Raw genomic sequence first — 16,644 nt, forward strand, 5'->3', positions numbered from 1 at the left:
GGCACACATCAAGGCAGGCGAAGGAAGGGCGAGTTCACCGGGCCCGGCAATGTCGGTACCGCCCATGCTAAAGATCGCGGCGGCCCGCCGTGTAGGCCGTTGGAATACCTCTCATCAACCAAAGGTGGTCCACGCGGCGGCCTGGCTTCCCCGTGCTGCGGTCACGCCTCCTTGAGGACGGCGGCGCAATTCTGGCCGCCGAATCCGAAGGCGTTGACGGCCGTGGCACGTACCGTCGCCCTGCGCGCGGTGTGCGGCACATAGTCCAGGTCGCACTCCTCCCCCGGCGTGTCCAGGTCGATGGTGGGCGGCACCACGCCGTCCCGTATCGCCAGGGCGGCGACCATGGCGGAGAGGGTGCCCGCGGCGCCGATGAGGTGGCCGACCACGGACTTGGGTGAGCTGATCGCGAGGTCGTAGGCGTGTTTTCCGTAGACGTCCCGGATGACGCGGGTCTCGGTGAGATCGTTGACGCGGGTGCTGGTGCCGTGGGCGCAGATGTAGTCGATGCCGCGCGGCTCCACGTCGGCGACGCGCAGGGCCCGGCGCATCACCGAGGCGGCGCCCGCTCCGCTGGGGTCGGGGGCGCTGACGTGGAAGGCGTCCGATGTGAGCGCTCCCCCGGCGACCTCTGCGTACACACACACGCCACGGGCACGGGCGTGCTCGGCCGACTCCAGGACGCAGACGACGAAACCCCCGCCGGAGACGAAGCCGTCGCGGTCGGTGTCGAAGGGCGGCCGACCCACTCTTGGACGGCCTGCTGCGTTCCCTCGTCGGCATGGGCCTGTTCCACCGGACGGCGACAGAAGAGTCCGGCTCCTCCACTGCCCCTGGGCACGGTGTACAGAATTCCCATTGAGCCGGAAAAAGAGTGGGTGGTATGCACATAACGCTCCCCTGCGGACCGCCATAGCGTCGGGGACATGAACGAGAACATGAATTCCTCGGAGCAGGGTCCGATCGAAGAGCGCGGCAAGTTCGGCGAGGTGAACGTCTTCCTCCCCGGCGCCGACATCCCGTGCCCTCCCGAGAACCTGTCCGTCGAGGAAGAACGACAGCTGCGCAAGCGTGAACTCGCCGCATCCTTCCGGCTGTTCGGAAAGTTCGGCTTCTCCGAGGGAGTCGCTGGACACATGACCGCCCGCGACCCGGAACTGCACGACCACTTCTGGGTCAACCCCTTCGCCAAGAGCTTCCACCGGATGAAGGCGTCCGACCTCCTGCTCGTCAATGAGCAGGGCGAGGTCGTCGAGGGCAAGGGCGCGGTCAACCTGGCCGGCTTCTACATCCACTCCGCGGTGCACCAGGCCCGTCCGGATGTGGTGGCGGCCGCTCACACACACTCGCTCTACGGCAAGACCCTCGCCTCGCTCGGCAAGAAGCTGGAGCCGATCACCCAGGACGCCGCGGCGTTCTACGGGGACCACGGTCTCTACGCCGACTACGGCGGTCCGGCCGGGTACTACGAGGAGGGCCGCCGCATCGCCGAGGCGGTCGGCCGGACCAAGGGCGCCGTGCTGCAGAACCACGGCCTGATCACTGTCGGCCACAGCGTCGGCGAGGCCGCCTGGTGGTTCATCACCATGGAGCGCTCCTGCCAGGCGCAGCTCATGGCGATGGCCGCCGGCCACCCCATCTCCATGGACGAGGAGACCGCCGCCTTCACGGCCAAGGAAGTCGGCAACCACTATGCCGGATGGCTCAACTTCCGCCCGCTGTGGGACCAGATCGTCGCCGAGCAGCCCGATCTGTGCGACTGACGCGCCCGGTTGTTCACCCAGCCGACGGGTCGGGCCGAGCGGGACCACCACCCGGCCCGACCCGGCTGTGACCGGGATGCACCCGTAGGAGAAGCTGCAGGTCGAGCGAGCGCGGAGGTTCACGCCACGTGGGACCGAGGAGATCGTCCACAACGCCGAGCCGCTGGTAGAGGGTGTTGACGTGGATGCCGAGCGCACGGGCGGCCGGTGTGGCCCGGCCTCCGTGGTCGAGGTAGGCCCGGAGGGTCTCCAGCAGCGGGACCTGGCGCCGTTCCTGCTCCCGCAGTACGGGACCGGCCATCTGCTCGAGCTGGTCCTGGAGCTCCTGGTTTCCGGTGTGGCTGAGCAGCACCCGGTAGAGGCCGAGCTGGCCGGACGAGGCGGCTTCGCCCTCGCGCCCCAGGGTGAGCAGCGCGTCGAGGGTCAGTTCCGCGTCGCGGTGGCAGCGGGCCAGTTCTTCCGCGCCGACAGCGGGTCCGGCGACGCCGACCGTCGCTGTGGCCGCCCCGCCGGGAGGCCGCGTGCCGAGAAGGGCTTCGGGGGCCGGGGCGGGCACCACGGCGACGAGCCGCGCGCCGTGGGCGGCGAGGACCGCGCCCGGAGGCAGACGCCATGAGCCGATCTCCCGCCGCACCTGCCCCTGATCGTCGGCGGCCTCGGCGACGAGCACGCAATACGAGGCAGCCGGATCCAGTCCGGCGTTGCGCATGCGCTGGCGCATCGGGACGGGGCCGGAAGCCGGGCGGGTCAGGAGGTCGGTCAGGAGCACGTCCCGGGTGAGCCGGGTCGCGTCGGCGACGGCAGCCTCCCTCGTGACGGCAAGCGCGACGAACGGAGCCGCTTGATCGAGCAGGGCCCCGTCCCTGGTCACGTCCTCGCTGTCGAGGACGGCCAGCGCGCCGCAGGGGACGTTTCCCGTGATGACGGCTCTCACATGCGCCGGGGCGTTCGTCGTCACCGGATCGCGGAACAGGGCGCTGAGCAGGGACGGCAGTTCCGGTGCCCGTTCGGCCAGGTCCGGCGGCACGCCGTCACGGGCGTTCACGAACACCACATCTCCAGTGGCCTCCGCGTCGACCTCACACAGCACGCCGTCCACGTCACCGCCGTCGAGGAGCGCTTGTGCCAATCGGCGGTTCCGCAGCAGAGCCCGTTCGAGTTCGTCGTTCTCCGTGCCGAGCCGCTCGACGTCGCGCTGAAGGCACCGCACGGTCCGCATGGTGCCGATCGCGGCAGCCGCGTACGAGGCCAGCATGGACAGGGAGGCGACTTCCGCGCCGGTGAACTGATGTTCCCGCCGCCTGGAGGCGAAAAGCACACCAATGATCCGACCATGCAAAGCCAGCGGCACGCCGAGCAGCGCGTGGATCTCCTCGGCCACGGTGGTCGTGTCGGCGAGGGGGTGGCGAGAGAAGTGTGCCTCCGCCGCATAGTTGCTGGACCAGACCGGCTGCCCCTGCCCGACGACAGCGCCGGCGATCCCGGCCGTGGTGGGCACCCGCAGTTCCCGCAGCCGGGGGGTGAGCGCCCCCTGGGTGGCGGCCATCATCAGTTCGCCGTCCCGCACCAGCCCCAGATAGGCGAGGTCCGCGTCCAGCAGCCTGCGGGCCCAGCAGGCGACCGCCTCCAGGAGTTCCTCCGGCTGCCGTATGCTGGCGAGCTGCGCGGCGGCCTCGTTGAGCGCGGCCCGCTCGGACGCGCGACGCCGCTGCTGGTCGAGCACTGCTTTGAGCCGCAGCGCGGCAGCCACTTCCCGTCCCACCTCACCCGGGTCCGCGCCCCCGCGAATCAGCTCGTCCCGGTGGCAGTCCAGGGCTTCCAGAGGGGCCTCGGCGAGCAGCAGGTCAAGCCACGGGACTCGGATGGCGGCCTTCGGCACCGGCGGGCGCCCGACCGGACCGTCCAACGAGGACATCTGCCATATCTCCTCAAATTCATCAGATCCACCCCTCGATAGATAATAGATGCATCTATCATCTATCGAGGGGTGGATCCCACCGCCCGCAGGCCCGGGCGCAGCGCCTGAGAAAAAAGTCCGCGCCCACCGACCCATCCCTCTTCGAAAAACGAAGACCCGCAGAGCGGTAACAGCTGTTACCGTCCAGGTATGGCGAAGACACAACTCGGCATCCGCTTCGACTCCGACGTCGCGGAACTCGCCCGCAAGCGCGCGGCCGACCGCGGCATGGCCGTCGGCGACTACCTCTCCCAGCTCGTCCTGGAGGACACCAGCGGGCTGCGCGCCCGGGCCATGGCCGCGGCCGCCCGCTTCCTCGACGAGCACCAAGACCTCTTCGACGAGGCCGAAGCCACTGCCCGCACCTCCGAGGGCGGAGCGCACGCGGCCTGATGAACCTCCATATCGACGTCGCCTGGATCCTGGGGGTCGCCCAGCTCGCCGGAGCGGACGACCCCGCGCCCGACGACTACGGCGTCCCGGTCGCCGCTTGCGCCCGGCACCGGGCGGAGCTTCTCGAACAGCCCGTGTACGACGGCCCGTACGCGCGAGCGGCCGCGCTGGTGCACACGCTGGGGCGGTGTCGCTGGCTGGAGCGCTCCAACCTGGCGGTGGCGGCCGCCACTGGCGTCATGTACCTGGAGGCGTCCGGCGTTCCCGTGAAGCCGAGCCGGGAGGACGCCATGGCCCTGCGTGACCTGCTCCTGGACCCCGCCTGCACCGCCCAGCGGATCGCCGCCTTGCTCAAGACCTGGCCTGCGTCGGGCTGATGCCACCCGGTGGCCGACCCGTACGCCGTGGATCCCTACGCGGCCGGCCTCGCCGCCCCCGGTGAACCACGCTGGGGACCCCGGCCGCGTCAAGGTCCCCAGCCCCGGCCCCAGCCTGTGCGGACCGAACACCGCTACTTGGACTGCCGGTTGTCCTTCTGAAAGGGGCCGACGGCGCTGACAGGCCGTCAGCGCCCGCGCCACCGGCGGTAGCGCTTCGTCAGTGCCTTGCTGGACCCGTCCATGCCTGCCGCTGCCACCGCTTCCACGAGAGCCGGTTCCATCTTCCTGGCGAGGACCTTGCCGAGTTCGACACCCCACTGGTCGAAGGAGTCGATGTTCCAGACCGCGCCCTGGACGAAGACCTTGTGCTCGTAGAGGGCGATCAGCTGACCGAGCACCGAGGGGGTGAGTTCGTTGGCCAGGATCGTGGTCGTCGGGTGGTTGCCGGGGAAGGTCCTGTGCGGTACGAGCTCCTCGGGAACGCCCTCCGCCCGTACCTCCTCGGGCGTCTTACCGAAGGCGAGGGCCTGGGTCTGGGCGAAGAAGTTGGCCATCAGCAGGTCGTGCTGGTCCGCCGGCCCGGGCAGCAGGTCGTCGACGGGGTTGATGAAACCGATGAAATCGGCCGGGATGACCTTGGTGCCCTGGTGGAGCAGCTGATAGTAGGCGTGCTGCCCATTGGTGCCGGGCGTTCCCCATACGACCGGGCCGGTCTGCCAGTCGACCCGGTTCCCGGCACGGTCCACGGACTTGCCGTTCGATTCCATGTCCAACTGCTGGAGATAGGAAGGGAACTGGGAGAGGTAGTGCGAGTACGGCAGCACCGCGTGCGACTGGGCGTCGAAGAACGAGCCGTACCACACGCCCAGCAGGCCGAGCAGCAGAGGCGCATTGGTGTGCACCGGAGCCGTGCGGAAGTGCTCGTCGACCAAATGAAAACCGTCCAGCATCTCGTGGAACTGGTCGGGGCCGATCGCGACCATCAAGGACAGCCCGATGGCGGAGTCGTACGAGTAACGGCCGCCGACCCAGTCCCAGAGCTCGAACATGTTCGCCGTGTCAATGCCGAATTCCTTGGCCTTCTCGGCATTGGTCGACAGAGCGACGAAGTGCTTCGCCACGGCTTCCTGCCCCGCGTCCAGCTCGGTGAGCAGCCATTCCCGGGCGGAAGTGGCGTTGGTGATGGTCTCGATCGTGGTGAAGGTCTTGGACGCGACGATGAAGAGCGTCTCGGCGGCGTCCAAGTCCCGGAGGGCCTCGTGCAGGTCGGCGCCGTCCGCGTTGGAAACGAAGCGGAAGGTCAGATCGCGCGCGGTGTAGGCGCGCAGCGCTTCGTAGGCCATCGCGGGCCCGAGGTCGGAACCGCCGATGCCGATGTTGACGATGTTCTTGATGCGCTTACCGGTGTGGCCGGTCCACTCCCCCGCGCGGATCTCCTCGGCGAAGGCGCTCATCTTGTCGAGCACGGCATGGACAGCGGGCACGACGTTTTCGCCGTCCACCTCGATCACGGCGCCACGCGGGGCGCGCAGAGCGGTGTGCAGCACCGCTCTGCCTTCCGTCGTGTTGATCTTCTCGCCGTGGAACATCGCGTCGCGCAGCTCGGCCACCCCCGTGACCGCGGCCAGCTCACGCAGGAGCGTCAGGGTCTCCTCGGTCACCAAGTGCTTGGAGTAGTCCAGGTACAGGTCGCCGACCTGGAGGACGTACTCGGTCCCGCGCGCCGGGTCGGCTGCGAACAGCTCCCGGAGGTGTGTCTGCCCCAGTTGCTCGCGGTGCCGGGCGAGAGCTTCCCACTCGGGCGTCCGGTCGAGTCGTACGCGCTGGTTCGCCGTGTGGTGACGGTTCATGGTTCCGTTCCTCATGAGCATGGAGTCCGGGTGATTCGGGAGCACCGCCGCCGAAGCGACGGGATGGGATCGGGCGGCGAGCCCGCTGCGTGGGTGGGCGAGGAGTCGGGCTCCTCAGTGGTGTTCACGAGCTGTCGTACTGGGGCCTCGGGGCCTTCAGCGCGGATCCGTAGGCGACGTCGGGGTCGGGTCTGCGTATGTCCTCGGCGAGGAGTCCGGCGGTGTCACGGCGCTGGAGGGCGGCGGAGCGGTCGGGCCGGGCGGGTACGGAGAAGGCGGCCAGGGAACCGTGGGGGGCGGTCCGGTCCAGGACGGCCGGGCCGTTCTTGGTCTCCGGACATACGGCCGTCATCCGGCCCGTCCGAGACGGTCCGCTTCTAACAGGCCGCGCTCGTAGCGGGCAGCCATCGCCATGCCCACGGCGTTGGCGATGCCCTGGCCCAGCGGGCCGGTGGTCGTCTCGACACCACGGGTGTGGCCGTGCTCCGGGTGGCCCGGGGTCTTGCTGTCCCAGGTGCGGAACGACTTCAGGTCCGCGAGCTCCAGGCCGTAGCCCGCCGTGAAGAACTGCACGTAGAGCGTCAGACTGGTGTGACCGGGAGAGAGGACGAACCGGTCCCGGCCCGCCCACGCGGCGTCGCTCGGGTCGTGCCGCATCAGCTTCTGGAACAGCAGACAAGCGGCGGGAGCCAGACTCATGGCCGTGCCCGGATGGCCGTTGCCGACCTTCCGAACGGAGTCCATGGCCAGGACGCGGGCCGTGTCGACCGCCCGCTGGTCCAGTTCGGCCCACTCGAGGTCTGTCGCGGTCGGCTTGGTGCTCACCCTCGGGTCAGGGCTCCTTCGGTCTTACCACTCATGCGTCGGGCGCGTTCGATATACGCAGGCCGCGTGCCTGCTCGGATATGGGACGTCGCGCGGCAGCAAGCTGCACAGTGGTTGACGGGCTGTTGCCGACGAGCTGTGACGACGCAGTCACTTTCACTCAGCTGCGCTCTTCTCGGCAGCCGGATTCCTCTTTCTCTATGGCCTCATAGAGATGGTTTATCAGCGAGTTCCCGAACAGCGCCGCGAGGTCAAGCTCGCCTGCTTTCCCGGGAAATCACTCACCGGATCTCACCCCACGGTGAAGATACAATCGCATCATGTCACTCGCGCACCATGTTCCTGATCTCTCCGCCTTGGAGCTGCTGCTGGCCGTGGCCCGCACGGGCAGTGTGGGCCAGGCGGCTCAGGAGATGGAGATCACCCAGCCTGCGGCCAGCGCTCGGATCCGCAGCATGGAGCGGCTGGTCGGAGTGGCTCTCATCGAGCGGTCGCACCGCGGTTCCCGGCTCACCGAGGCGGGGGACGCGGTGGCCAACTGGGCCAGACCGGTGATCGAGGCCAATGAGGCTCTGGAGGCCGGGATCGGGGCGCTCAAAACGCGTCGTGACAGCAGGCTGCGCGTGGCGGCCAGCCTGACCGTGGCGGAATACCTCGTGCCGGGCTGGCTCATCACCTTGCGGAACCAGCGGCCCGGTATCGCGGTTTCGCTCAGCGTCAGCAATTCCTCGAACGTCGCCCAGCAGATCCTCGACGGCGAGGCCGATCTGGGATTCGTCGAAGGCACCAAGCTTCCCTCCGGTCTGGACACCGTCGTGGTCGGCGAAGACCGGCTGCTGCTGGTCGTCACCCCCAATCACCCGTGGGCGCGACGCCGCAAACCCGTGCCGATCACCGAGGTGGCCGCCACCAGCCTCATCATGCGCGAGGAAGGCTCCGGCACCCGCCAGGTCCTCGTCCGGGCGCTCGCCGAGCACGGCGGCCCCGCCACCCCCCTGCTGGAGCTCGCGTCCACCGCGGCGCTGCGGACCACCGCCATTTCCGGTGCAGGCCCGACGGTCCTCAGTGCCCTGGCCGTCCGCGAGGACCTCCAGACCCGTCGGCTCGTCTCCGTACCGATCGAGAATGTGACGCTCTCTCGTCCCCTGCGCGCCATCTGGCCCGCCGGGCACCGCCCCGCAGGACCGGCGCGCGACCTGCTGGCGCTCACACGCCGTACTGCTTAGCGGGCAACTGGTTGTCCGGCTCGGAGCACGGACGCCCGCATGCCGCCACGGGCGCGGCTCCCATCCGCATGGCCCCGCTTCGACGACACGTGCCCGCTCGGGCTACGTCGACTGGCGGGGTACGGCATCCGGCCGGAGGGTGATGCCAACGAACGGACCACACCGTGGAGCAGGCGCCATGTACACCCTCCTCTTCCTGCTGATCCTCGTATGCGTCGTGGCGCTGCTCCGCGGCTGGTCGCTCAAGCCGTGGCTGTGGCTGTGGTCGGGAACTCTCGCGCTCACCTTCCTGGCCTTCCTCCCTCACCTCGACCGCACATTCCACCTCGGTCTCTGAGAAGAGGGAGGAAAGGCTCGCATGACCACCCAGGACACCTCTCGATCCGGTGCCCCCGCTTCCGCGCGGCTGGGCAACCGTCTCGGCCTCTGGTTCGCCCATCTCTACGTACTGGGCATGTGCGGGAGCCTGCTCGGCGCGTACATCTTCCAGTTCGGGCTCGGGGAGTATCCCTGCCCGATGTGCCTGCTGCAGAGGATGTTCATGCTGCTCAGTGCCCTCGGCCCGGCCTACGTCATCCATCGTTCCCGCAAGGGCGCCGTTTCCCCCGAGGACCACGCCACGGGCTGGGGCATGGCCATCGTGGCCGCCATCACCGGCAGTTGTGCTTCCATCGCCCAGGTCCTGATGCACATCGTGCCGCCGGATCCCGGATACGCCGGCGCCCTGTTCGGTCTGCATCTCTACACCTGGGCGGCCATCACCTTCGGTACCGCTGTCTTCGCCTCGGGTGTGAATCTCATGCTGACGCATGTGAGTGAGCCACGGGACGCCTCGGTCACGTCCCCGGCGTTGCGCCACGCCGCGGTCTTCACGCTGGCGGTGCTGCTCTTCTTCTCCGCCAGCAACTTCGTGGCTTGCTTCTTCGAGCAGGGATTCCACTGGAAGATGCCCGGCGACCCCACACGCTATGAGTTCTTCCACGACTTCTTCTGATCCGAGAAGCGGTACGGTGAGAAGGAGCCCGCTGTTCCTTGGCCAATGCCTGTCGCAGCGAGAACAACACTCGCCGCCCCGCGCCACCGGGCACCGCTCAGAGGCTCGCGATCCCACCGCGCGACCGCCCACCCGGGCCCAGAGCATCCGCGTCCAGCCCATGTGAAAGGCCCCGTGACCTGACCGAGGTCACGGGGCCGGGCCGCCCGGGGATGGGACAGCCCTGCAGCGGAGGTCAGGATCAGTTTCCTCCGCCGCAGCCTGTGAAGCTTCTGGGATGTGCGGTGGCCCGGACAGGACGGCTCCTGCCAGGCCACCGCAGGACCCGAACGTCCGTACACCTTCAGACCCGTCCCCTGGTCCGAAAACAACACCGCTCGGGCCGTAGGCGCGCCACCCCTGCGGAACAGGACAGGAGGGCGCACGCACGGCGCAGCCCGACGGGCCGGCTCAGACGACCCAGAGCACCCCACTCACATCGGGCTGCGTCGTCAACGCTACGGCTCCGGGATCCCCGGTCTTGTCGTCCATCGGTATGTCCCCGGGTATCCGTCGGTCCCTCACGGAACCTCCGAAAGAATGCGCGGTCCGCGCGCTTGCCTCTCGCGGGCACCGGCCGCCGCCAAGTCAGCCGGCCCACCGTCCCGAAGTGAAAGCCAAGGTGAGGACGGTCATCAAGGGCACGGCCAGGCACAGATACACGGTGGTGAACCATGGTCTGCGCATGCTCCAGATGGCGAGGGTGGTCCACAACGGCCACCACAGCAAGGTGGCCCGGGGCACGGACATGTACCGGTAGGAAGTGCCCAGTGCCCACAGGCTGAGGCCGATGTAGACGGCCTCCGGCCACTGGCGCCGCACAAGGAGCAGGGCCAGCAGCAGGACACCTACCAGCACGGCGACAAGCTCGGCCTCGGACATGACGGCGTACTCCGGGGCCCGGGGGTTGGCGAACGCCTCGGCCCAGGTGTTGCGCCAGGTCTCCCACGGCGGATGGAATTGCCGGTACCACCCGTGTTCCTCCGCGTGCCGCCAGGCCATCCAGTCCCCGGTGCCCGCGTGCAGATACCAGGTGTAGCCCATGGCCGGAAGCCAAGGGAGTACGAGCCATGGAGCGGAACGCCACCTGTGGCGTCCGCGATGCGCGACGAGGAACTGTGCCAGCAGCGCCGCGGCGAGGAAGAGTCCGCTGATCCTGACGGACACGGCGAAGGCGGCCAGCGACGCCGCGAGTGGCCAGTCGCCCTTCTTCGCGGTGAGCCATGCCGGCAGCGCGAACGCCAGGAAAAGCGCTTCGGAGTAGCCGGCGGCCAGGAACACCGCGCAGGGCGACACCAGCAGGAACAGCGCCGCGTGCACTCCTGTCTCCTTCAGCGGAAGGCTGAGGGAGGCGATCCGGGCGAGTGCCAGTACGGCCACCGCTCCTGCGACGAAAGAGATCAGCAGGCCTGCCAGGGCCCAGCTGGGAACCACGGTGTGCAGCAACCGCAGCACCAGCGGGAAGCCGGGGAAGAACGCCTCCCGGTTGTCGGGAAAGGCCGTTCCGGCCGCACCGGCTCCTCCGAAGTAGCCGTATTCCGCTATGTGTTGGAAGAAAGCCCAGTCCCAGCGCTCCCATATGGACAGCATGGAATGTGCCCGTCTCGCCCCCGGGTCCGAGGCGAATACCGGGGCGGCGCAGTACGCGGTGATCCACAACCCCAGCCGGGTCACCACGTACAGCCACAGCACTTCCCGGTCACGAGCGCCCAGCGACAGGCGGTCGAGCCACCCGGGCCGTGTGTCCGTCCACGGGACGGGCGAGGAGAGCGACGCCGGGCGGGCTTCGGCACCGCATGCTGCCTGCGGCGGTGCTTTCGGCATCGGCGTGCGGGGCATAGCCGTGGGATCCCTCCTCGGCAGGGGTCGTCCAGTGAACGCCTGACCGGCAGTCTTTCCGGAAGCCATGCGCCAGGGATCAGGTGAATGCAGCTGCCAGACTATGGTTCCGCACGACCCCGTCCTCGTCACCCATTGGCATATACCTGGTGGCCTTTGGCCGACTCATGACGTGCCCGGGCCTCAAGGAGCCACAGTCGGCAGCAGTGCGCCGCTGAACAGGCCGCGCAGCGTGCACACGGCCGCCACCGCCCAGGCCGCGACCAGCAGCACGTACAGCCCGGCCGAGAGCCACACATAGACGTCGAGCGCCGCGTGCTCGGCCAGCCCCTCCGCTCCGGTCACGCAAGTGCCCATGGGAAAGGTGAAGGCCCACCACGTCATCGCGAAGCGCATGCCGCGCTGCCACGCGCGTACGACCATCGCGGTCGCGAGCGCGAGCCACAGCATCGCGAAGCCCATGACCGGCACCCCGTACAGGACGGCGAGCATGCCGAAACCCTGGGCGTAGAGCGTGGGCACCACGCCGGGAGCAACGTCCGCGAACTTGTGGACCGCGGTCGTGGACTGCCCCAGCGGACCGAGGACCAGGAAGAGTGTCGGGGTCAGGGCGAGCGGTAGCCGGGGGCCGGTCAGCAACCGGTCGAAGACAAGGGGAAGCATCACCAAGGTGGCGAGCAGGCTCACCCCGAACATCGCGTAGCAGCCGATCAGCAGCACCGCTCGCCACTGCCCGGCGGGCAGATGGGGAACCAGGAGCGGGCCGAGCGCGGCGGAGACCATCGGGGCCACCAAAGGCAGCAGCCAGACAGGCGAAGCGCTGCCGGGTTCGATGTCGTGCCGTACCGCCATGAGGTACGGGATGGCCACGGCGGCGAGCAGACCGATGGCCGTCCCCGCCGTGTACAGGACCGCGTCGACCACCACAGCCGCGTCGGAACCGATCCAGTCACTGCCGACCAGCATCGTGCCGCCTCCCACGGCGAGCAGGGCCATGGAGAGGCAACCGTAGAAAGGGGCGATGGCGGGGTCGAGGAGGTGGGCGCGCGCCTGGTCGCGGTGGTGCTTCCAATGAAGGCCGCGGACGAAGAGCAGCACCACCAGCATCAGAGCGGACAGTGCCCACACCACCGCGCACGCCGTCCTCAGGCCGGGAACGCGCAGCGGCAGCAGGACACCCGCGTTGGCGACGATGGCGGTGCCCATGACCGATGCGTACCAGTTCGGCGCGAGGTGCCGGGTGAACGCGGTACGGGCGATGGTGTCTCGGCGCTCACGGCGGGACGACACGGGCGGGCTCATGCTCCCACGATCACGTGAGACCGGGCGGGTGTCGCGTTGACCGGTCCCTCCGGGGGCTGTGGCGAGGGTCCAATGCGGAAGGGGGCTCCTGCTGCCGGATCCGGAGGCGTCCCCGTGAGGGTCCGGACACCCGCCGATCCACAGGCCTCATACGGGGCACTCGTCAGTTCGCGAGGCGGCCCTTCTGCGCCATCGCGGCCGCGTAGACCCAGACGTCGCACAGTTTCTCGATGTTCTCGGCCGCGAGCACCCCTTCCCGGCCGAGCTTCTCACTGATCTTGTAGGCATGGTCACTGATGCCGGCTTTGAGGATCTCCTTGCCGCTGTGCGCGGCATCGGCATCGGGACGGGGCCCCTGGCCCGGCTCGGGTATCCGGCTGTCGGTGGAACGGTTCGGCCCGCTCGGGTGGACACCGCGCTCGTCGGTCCATGCGTGGAACTGGGCCACGACCGCGCCCCTGATCTCGGGGATGTGCCCGATGAGTTCTTCGTAGAATTTCGCGGCGGAAGCGCGGACATGGGCGAGGCACCGACGCTGCTCGTCCAGGATGCGCTCCGCCGCCGCCCGCTCTGCCTCGATCTGCCTCAGGCTGTCCGGCGTCTTCGCGTGGAACACGTCGGACTCCGTCTGCTTCGCGCAGATCTGTGCCAGGACGGTGTGTTGGTAGGTGGCGCGCGCGGCCAGGGAGACGATGTACTCCAGTGGCGGCACCGACGCTTTCGCCATCACCAGGCGGAAGGACTCCTTGATCGCCTCGGCGATTTCCCCGTCGCCGGGCACCTGGCCCGAGAAAAGGCTCTCAAAGCTCTCGATCAGCTTCGGGACCTGCCGCACGATGCCGGGCGGGAAAACCGGCGTGAGGGCCCCGTCCATCAGGGAGAACCCTCCGGTGGACATGCCGCGCCCGCCCATGGGCACGCCTTCGGCACATGCCACACCGCTCGATGCCACTCCAAGAATGGAAGCAACTCGTTCGGCGGCACGCACCGCAGGCAGCTTCCCCAAAGGAGCCATCATGGACATCGTCCCACCCGGAGCGGGCAAGAAAATATCGTCAGACGTGGCCAAGCCTCCGCATCCCGCGGATACCTTGTCCAGAACGCCCATTTCTTCTTCGGAGAGCACCGAATAGAGCCCCCATCCGGACGTCCCTCCGGATGCCGCCGCTGCCGCCTTGGCAGGCATCGAGGAAATGACCGCCTGACGGAAGTTCACTTTGGAGAGGATGGGCACCAGGTCCACGTGTGCCTTCCTCATCATTTCCAACGAGACATCCGCGGTAAGGCATTCTCCGAAGCCGTCGGTGAACCCACTGCCCGGATAGTGGGCAAGGATGCCCCGCGCCCTGTTGCCCGCGATCTCGAACACCGCGTCCCATGTCTCCGCGGGCGCTGTGCCGCACAGCCAGGAAAATGGAGCCCCCTCCCCCGCGGGGCCTTGCCGACCCTCCGGTCCGGAAACGATGCCACCGTCCGGCTCGACCTCCGGCAGGTCAACAAAGGGCAGCTCTTCGCAGCCGAGCCGGGGCAGCGCCTCACCGGACAGGCGGAAGGTAACAGCTCCTCTGACAGCCGACAGGTCGTAATAGCCATCAGGGACAACACCCTTGATGGGCGAGCACACGATGTCGCTTTCCCACTCGCGACCCTCGTAGAGAAGATCCATCCGACCGCAGGAGCCACCACTCTCCGAGGCCAGTTCCATGATGTATTCACGTCCATCGGCCGGGAGCAGAGCGAATCCACGGAACCCGAGGCCGTCCTTGCGGGCATGCACGAAGATCTCAAGGGAGTCGAAGTGTTCGTTCCGGTCGCACAGAAAGAGAAAATACCTCTCCCCGACCACGATCCGGCACTGCTCCGGCATGGCACGGAAGTGCAGGTCGTTCGTGGACCGTGAAGTCTTCCATCGGTATCCGGCGCCATGATCCTGGAAGACCTCACGTTCACCCGAGTCATGGAAACTCACGCTCGAACAGATCTCCCTCATCGCCTTCCTCCCTGAAGGTGCCATAAAGACTCGACCTCGAGCTCCGCGGCGAAACTGATTCCGTTCCCGACGCTACAAGTGGAAACCGTCCGGAACCCGTCACCCATAGGTGGACATGTCTCCATAGGTCGTGGACAGCCGGTACGTGCCTTCGCCGTTGAAATAGCACTTCGGAAAGCTGGGAGACAGGCCACCCGGCGACCGATCAGGCCATCATGGCCATTTCAGCTGTCGAATCGGTATCCCATGCCCCGCGCAGTGATGAGATGCCGGGGCCGCGAGGGGTCCGCTTCGATCTTGCGCCTCAACTGGGCCATGCAGACACGGAGGTTGCTGGCTTGTTCGTTGCGTCTGGGGCCCCACACCTCACGTACCAACTGTCCCTGACGGACCAGCCGGCCGGAGTTGCGGACCAGTACTTCCAGCAGCTTCCATTCGGTCGGGCTGAGACGGACTTCATTCCCCTTCCGGCTGACCGTCCTCGCCTGCAGGTCGATCGTCAGCTCCGCTGTCCTGACCGTCGCCGCGTGCATGCCCGGCAGCGTGCCGCTCACACGGCGAGACGCGGCCCGCACTCGTGCCAGCAGCTCGGCCATGCCGAACGGCCTGGTGAGGTGATCGTCGGCTCCCGCGTCGAGTGCCTCTACCGCCCTGCAGGGGCTCTTGCGGGCCGATACCGCCACGATGGGCACCGGGCTCCTCGAGTCCCGGAATTCCTTGATCACGTCGCAGCCGTCCGCGTCGGGCAGACTGAGATCGAGCAGCACCACGTCCGGACGGAGCACACGGGCCAGCCGTACGGCGGTCGCCCCGTCCGATGCCGTGTCGAAATCGAACTCACCCGCCTCTGAGCTGTTGACAAGAGCCCGTACGAGTTGCGGGGCGTCCTCGACCACCAACACCCGGGGCATCGGTATCACCTTTCTGTCGTCTCGCTCCCGCGAGCCGTATGCGATGCGGGGCGACGAGAAAAGCTCGCCGCCCCGCACTGTTCACTTGTTCTCGATGAGTTTCTTCAGCTCGATATTGAGCTTGAGGACATTCACCCGGGGCTCACCCATGAAGCCGAGAACGCGGCCGTCGGTGTTCTCGTCGACCAGCTTCTCCACCTGGTTGAGGCCAAGGAGGTTGTGCTCGGCGACCCGGTGGGCCTGGATCTTCGCGTACTGGGGAGAGATGTCCGGGTCCAGGCCGGAGGCGGACGAGGTGACCGCGTCCGCCGGAACGTCCTCCGGCTTGACCTTGTAGTCGGCCGTGGAGTTGTCCCTGACGACAGCGGCCTTGGCGTCGTTGACCTGCTGGACCAGCTTCTCGCTGTCGGCGGCGAGGTTGGTCGCACCGGAGACCAGCAGCTTGTACTGGGTATTGATGGTGTTGGCGGCCAACCCGTTGGACGGACGGGGCTGGAACCACTTCAGGTCCGGCACCGCCGCTTCCTGCGGATCGTCGGGGTTCTTCTTGGGGAGGTCGTAACGCTGCCCGATCAGTGCGGACCCGGCGGTTTTGCCGTCGACTTTGATCTCGGAGCCGTTGGCCTTGTTGTTGAAGGCGGCCTGGGCGATGCCGGTGACGACCAGCGGGTAGACCACACCGCAGATGACCGTGAGGACGAGCAGGGCCCGCAGGCCCGCGCCGAGCAGGCGGGCCGTGCTGCGTACGGAAGTGTTCATGGAGGTCACCCGATGCCAGGGATGAGGGAGATGAGCAGGTCGATGATCTTGATGCCGATGAACGGGGAGATAAGCCCGCCCAGGCCGTAGACCAGGAGGTTGCGGCGGAGCATCGCGTCGGCGCTCATCGGCCGGTAACGGACGCCCTTGAGGGCGAGTGGTACCAGGGCCACGATGATCAGTGCGTTGAAGATGACGGCCGACAGGATCGCGGACTGCGGCGAGTGCAGGCTCATGATGTTGAGCTTGTCCAGGCCGGGGTAGGCCACCGCGAACATGGCGGGGATGATCGCGAAGTACTTCGCGACGTCGTTGGCGATGGAGAAGGTGGTCAGCGCGCCGCGGGTGATGAGGAGCTGCTTGCCGATCTCGACGATCTCGATGAGTTTGGTGGGGTTGGAGTCCAGGTCCACCAT

14 protein-coding genes and 3 pseudogenes are annotated in these 16,644 nt (G+C 67.9%); 6 read left to right on the plus strand and 11 right to left on the minus strand.

The window, feature by feature from the left end; all coding sequences use genetic code 11:
- Window positions 1–161: 161 nt before the first annotated feature.
- Window positions 162–740 (minus strand): annotated as a pseudogene (locus ACWD4A_RS28790) (beta-ketoacyl-[acyl-carrier-protein] synthase family protein); the annotation flags it as partial.
- A 186-nt stretch (window positions 741–926) separates the two neighbouring features.
- Between ACWD4A_RS28790 and ACWD4A_RS28795 the strand changes: the two are divergent.
- Window positions 927–1,763, plus strand: a complete 837-nt coding sequence (locus ACWD4A_RS28795) for a class II aldolase/adducin family protein (protein WP_451198397.1) — start codon at window positions 927–929, stop codon at window positions 1,761–1,763.
- A gap of 13 nt (window positions 1,764–1,776) precedes the next feature.
- Here the strand turns inward: ACWD4A_RS28795 and ACWD4A_RS28800 are convergent, their stop codons facing one another.
- The gene (locus ACWD4A_RS28800) at window positions 1,777–3,678 is read right to left on the minus strand and encodes a helix-turn-helix domain-containing protein (protein ID WP_451198399.1); all 1,902 of its coding nucleotides are present in this window, start codon (window positions 3,676–3,678) and stop codon (window positions 1,777–1,779) included.
- 192 nt (window positions 3,679–3,870) lie between these two features.
- On the opposite strand from ACWD4A_RS28800, the gene ACWD4A_RS28805 reads away from it, so the two are divergent.
- Window positions 3,871–4,113 (plus strand): hypothetical protein, encoded by a 243-nt coding sequence (locus tag ACWD4A_RS28805; protein WP_451198401.1) that lies wholly within the window; start codon window positions 3,871–3,873, stop codon window positions 4,111–4,113.
- A complete protein-coding gene (locus ACWD4A_RS28810; protein ID WP_451198403.1) occupies window positions 4,113–4,490 on the plus strand; it encodes a fic family toxin-antitoxin system, toxin component in 378 nt (125 codons plus the stop codon). Before ACWD4A_RS28805 ends, ACWD4A_RS28810 begins: the two co-directional genes overlap by 1 nt.
- Before the next feature lie 188 nt (window positions 4,491–4,678).
- Here ACWD4A_RS28810 and pgi read toward each other — a convergent pair whose 3' ends face one another.
- From pgi to ACWD4A_RS28825, 3 genes and pseudogenes are all read right to left on the minus strand, one after another.
- Window positions 4,679–6,343, minus strand: coding sequence for a glucose-6-phosphate isomerase (pgi, locus tag ACWD4A_RS28815; protein ID WP_451198405.1), 1,665 nt, complete (start codon window positions 6,341–6,343; stop codon window positions 4,679–4,681).
- A gap of 124 nt (window positions 6,344–6,467) precedes the next feature.
- Window positions 6,468–6,695: an OpcA/G6PD domain-containing protein gene (locus tag ACWD4A_RS28820; protein WP_451198407.1), complete on the minus strand. Its 228-nt coding sequence runs from the start codon at window positions 6,693–6,695 to the stop codon at window positions 6,468–6,470.
- Window positions 6,696–6,712: 17 nt separating this feature from the next.
- Window positions 6,713–7,168, minus strand: a pseudogene (locus ACWD4A_RS28825) (transketolase); the annotation flags it as partial.
- 320 nt (window positions 7,169–7,488) lie between these two features.
- Here ACWD4A_RS28825 and ACWD4A_RS28830 point away from each other — a divergent pair.
- The 3 genes from ACWD4A_RS28830 to ACWD4A_RS28840 all read left to right on the plus strand — a co-directional run bounded on the left by ACWD4A_RS28830 (window position 7,489) and on the right by ACWD4A_RS28840 (window position 9,388).
- The gene (locus tag ACWD4A_RS28830; protein ID WP_451198409.1) at window positions 7,489–8,394 is read left to right on the plus strand and encodes a LysR family transcriptional regulator; all 906 of its coding nucleotides are present in this window, start codon (window positions 7,489–7,491) and stop codon (window positions 8,392–8,394) included.
- Window positions 8,395–8,572: 178 nt separating this feature from the next.
- Window positions 8,573–8,731, plus strand: coding sequence for a hypothetical protein (locus ACWD4A_RS28835; RefSeq protein WP_451198411.1), 159 nt, complete (start codon window positions 8,573–8,575; stop codon window positions 8,729–8,731).
- 21 nt (window positions 8,732–8,752) lie between these two features.
- A complete protein-coding gene (locus tag ACWD4A_RS28840) occupies window positions 8,753–9,388 on the plus strand; it encodes a disulfide bond formation protein B (protein ID WP_451198413.1) in 636 nt (211 codons plus the stop codon).
- Between the two features lie 627 nt (window positions 9,389–10,015).
- Here ACWD4A_RS28840 and ACWD4A_RS28845 read toward each other — a convergent pair.
- The 6 genes and pseudogenes from ACWD4A_RS28845 to ACWD4A_RS28870 all read right to left on the minus strand — a co-directional run.
- Entirely contained in the window at window positions 10,016–11,266 is a 1,251-nt protein-coding gene (locus tag ACWD4A_RS28845) for a mannosyltransferase family protein (protein WP_451198415.1), read from the minus strand.
- A gap of 183 nt (window positions 11,267–11,449) precedes the next feature.
- Window positions 11,450–12,568 carry a TDT family transporter gene (locus tag ACWD4A_RS28850; protein WP_451198417.1) on the minus strand — a complete coding sequence of 373 codons (1,119 nt, stop codon included), beginning with the start codon at window positions 12,566–12,568 and terminating at the stop codon, window positions 11,450–11,452.
- Between the two features lie 163 nt (window positions 12,569–12,731).
- On the minus strand, window positions 12,732–14,537 hold the full coding sequence (locus ACWD4A_RS28855; protein WP_451198419.1) for a hypothetical protein: 1,806 nt from the start codon (window positions 14,535–14,537) through the stop codon (window positions 12,732–12,734).
- Window positions 14,538–14,782: 245 nt separating this feature from the next.
- Window positions 14,783–15,469, minus strand: a complete 687-nt coding sequence (locus ACWD4A_RS28860; protein WP_451198421.1) for a response regulator — start codon at window positions 15,467–15,469, stop codon at window positions 14,783–14,785.
- 81 nt (window positions 15,470–15,550) lie between these two features.
- Window positions 15,551–16,228, minus strand: a complete 678-nt coding sequence (locus tag ACWD4A_RS28865; protein WP_451198422.1) for a potassium-transporting ATPase subunit C — start codon at window positions 16,226–16,228, stop codon at window positions 15,551–15,553.
- A 5-nt stretch (window positions 16,229–16,233) separates the two neighbouring features.
- Window positions 16,234–16,644, minus strand: a pseudogene (locus tag ACWD4A_RS28870) (potassium-transporting ATPase subunit B); the annotation flags it as partial.

Source organism: Streptomyces sp. NPDC002537 (genome assembly GCF_053594975.1).

Bases quoted from the DNA above. Each gene is read 5' to 3' on its own strand.
- ACWD4A_RS28795 (WP_451198397.1), top strand. From the start codon at position 927: ATGAACGAGAACATGAATTCCTCGGAGCAGGGTCCGATCGAAGAGCGC.
- ACWD4A_RS28800 (WP_451198399.1), bottom strand. From the start codon at position 3,678: ATGTCCTCGTTGGACGGTCCGGTCGGGCGCCCGCCGGTGCCGAAGGCC.
- ACWD4A_RS28805 (WP_451198401.1), top strand. From the start codon at position 3,871: ATGGCGAAGACACAACTCGGCATCCGCTTCGACTCCGACGTCGCGGAA.
- ACWD4A_RS28810 (WP_451198403.1), top strand. From the start codon at position 4,113: ATGAACCTCCATATCGACGTCGCCTGGATCCTGGGGGTCGCCCAGCTC.
- pgi (WP_451198405.1), bottom strand. From the start codon at position 6,343: ATGAACCGTCACCACACGGCGAACCAGCGCGTACGACTCGACCGGACG.
- ACWD4A_RS28820 (WP_451198407.1), bottom strand. From the start codon at position 6,695: ATGACGGCCGTATGTCCGGAGACCAAGAACGGCCCGGCCGTCCTGGAC.
- ACWD4A_RS28830 (WP_451198409.1), top strand. From the start codon at position 7,489: ATGTCACTCGCGCACCATGTTCCTGATCTCTCCGCCTTGGAGCTGCTG.
- ACWD4A_RS28835 (WP_451198411.1), top strand. From the start codon at position 8,573: ATGTACACCCTCCTCTTCCTGCTGATCCTCGTATGCGTCGTGGCGCTG.
- ACWD4A_RS28840 (WP_451198413.1), top strand. From the start codon at position 8,753: ATGACCACCCAGGACACCTCTCGATCCGGTGCCCCCGCTTCCGCGCGG.
- ACWD4A_RS28845 (WP_451198415.1), bottom strand. From the start codon at position 11,266: ATGCCCCGCACGCCGATGCCGAAAGCACCGCCGCAGGCAGCATGCGGT.
- ACWD4A_RS28850 (WP_451198417.1), bottom strand. From the start codon at position 12,568: ATGAGCCCGCCCGTGTCGTCCCGCCGTGAGCGCCGAGACACCATCGCC.
- ACWD4A_RS28860 (WP_451198421.1), bottom strand. From the start codon at position 15,469: ATGCCCCGGGTGTTGGTGGTCGAGGACGCCCCGCAACTCGTACGGGCT.
- ACWD4A_RS28865 (WP_451198422.1), bottom strand. From the start codon at position 16,228: ATGAACACTTCCGTACGCAGCACGGCCCGCCTGCTCGGCGCGGGCCTG.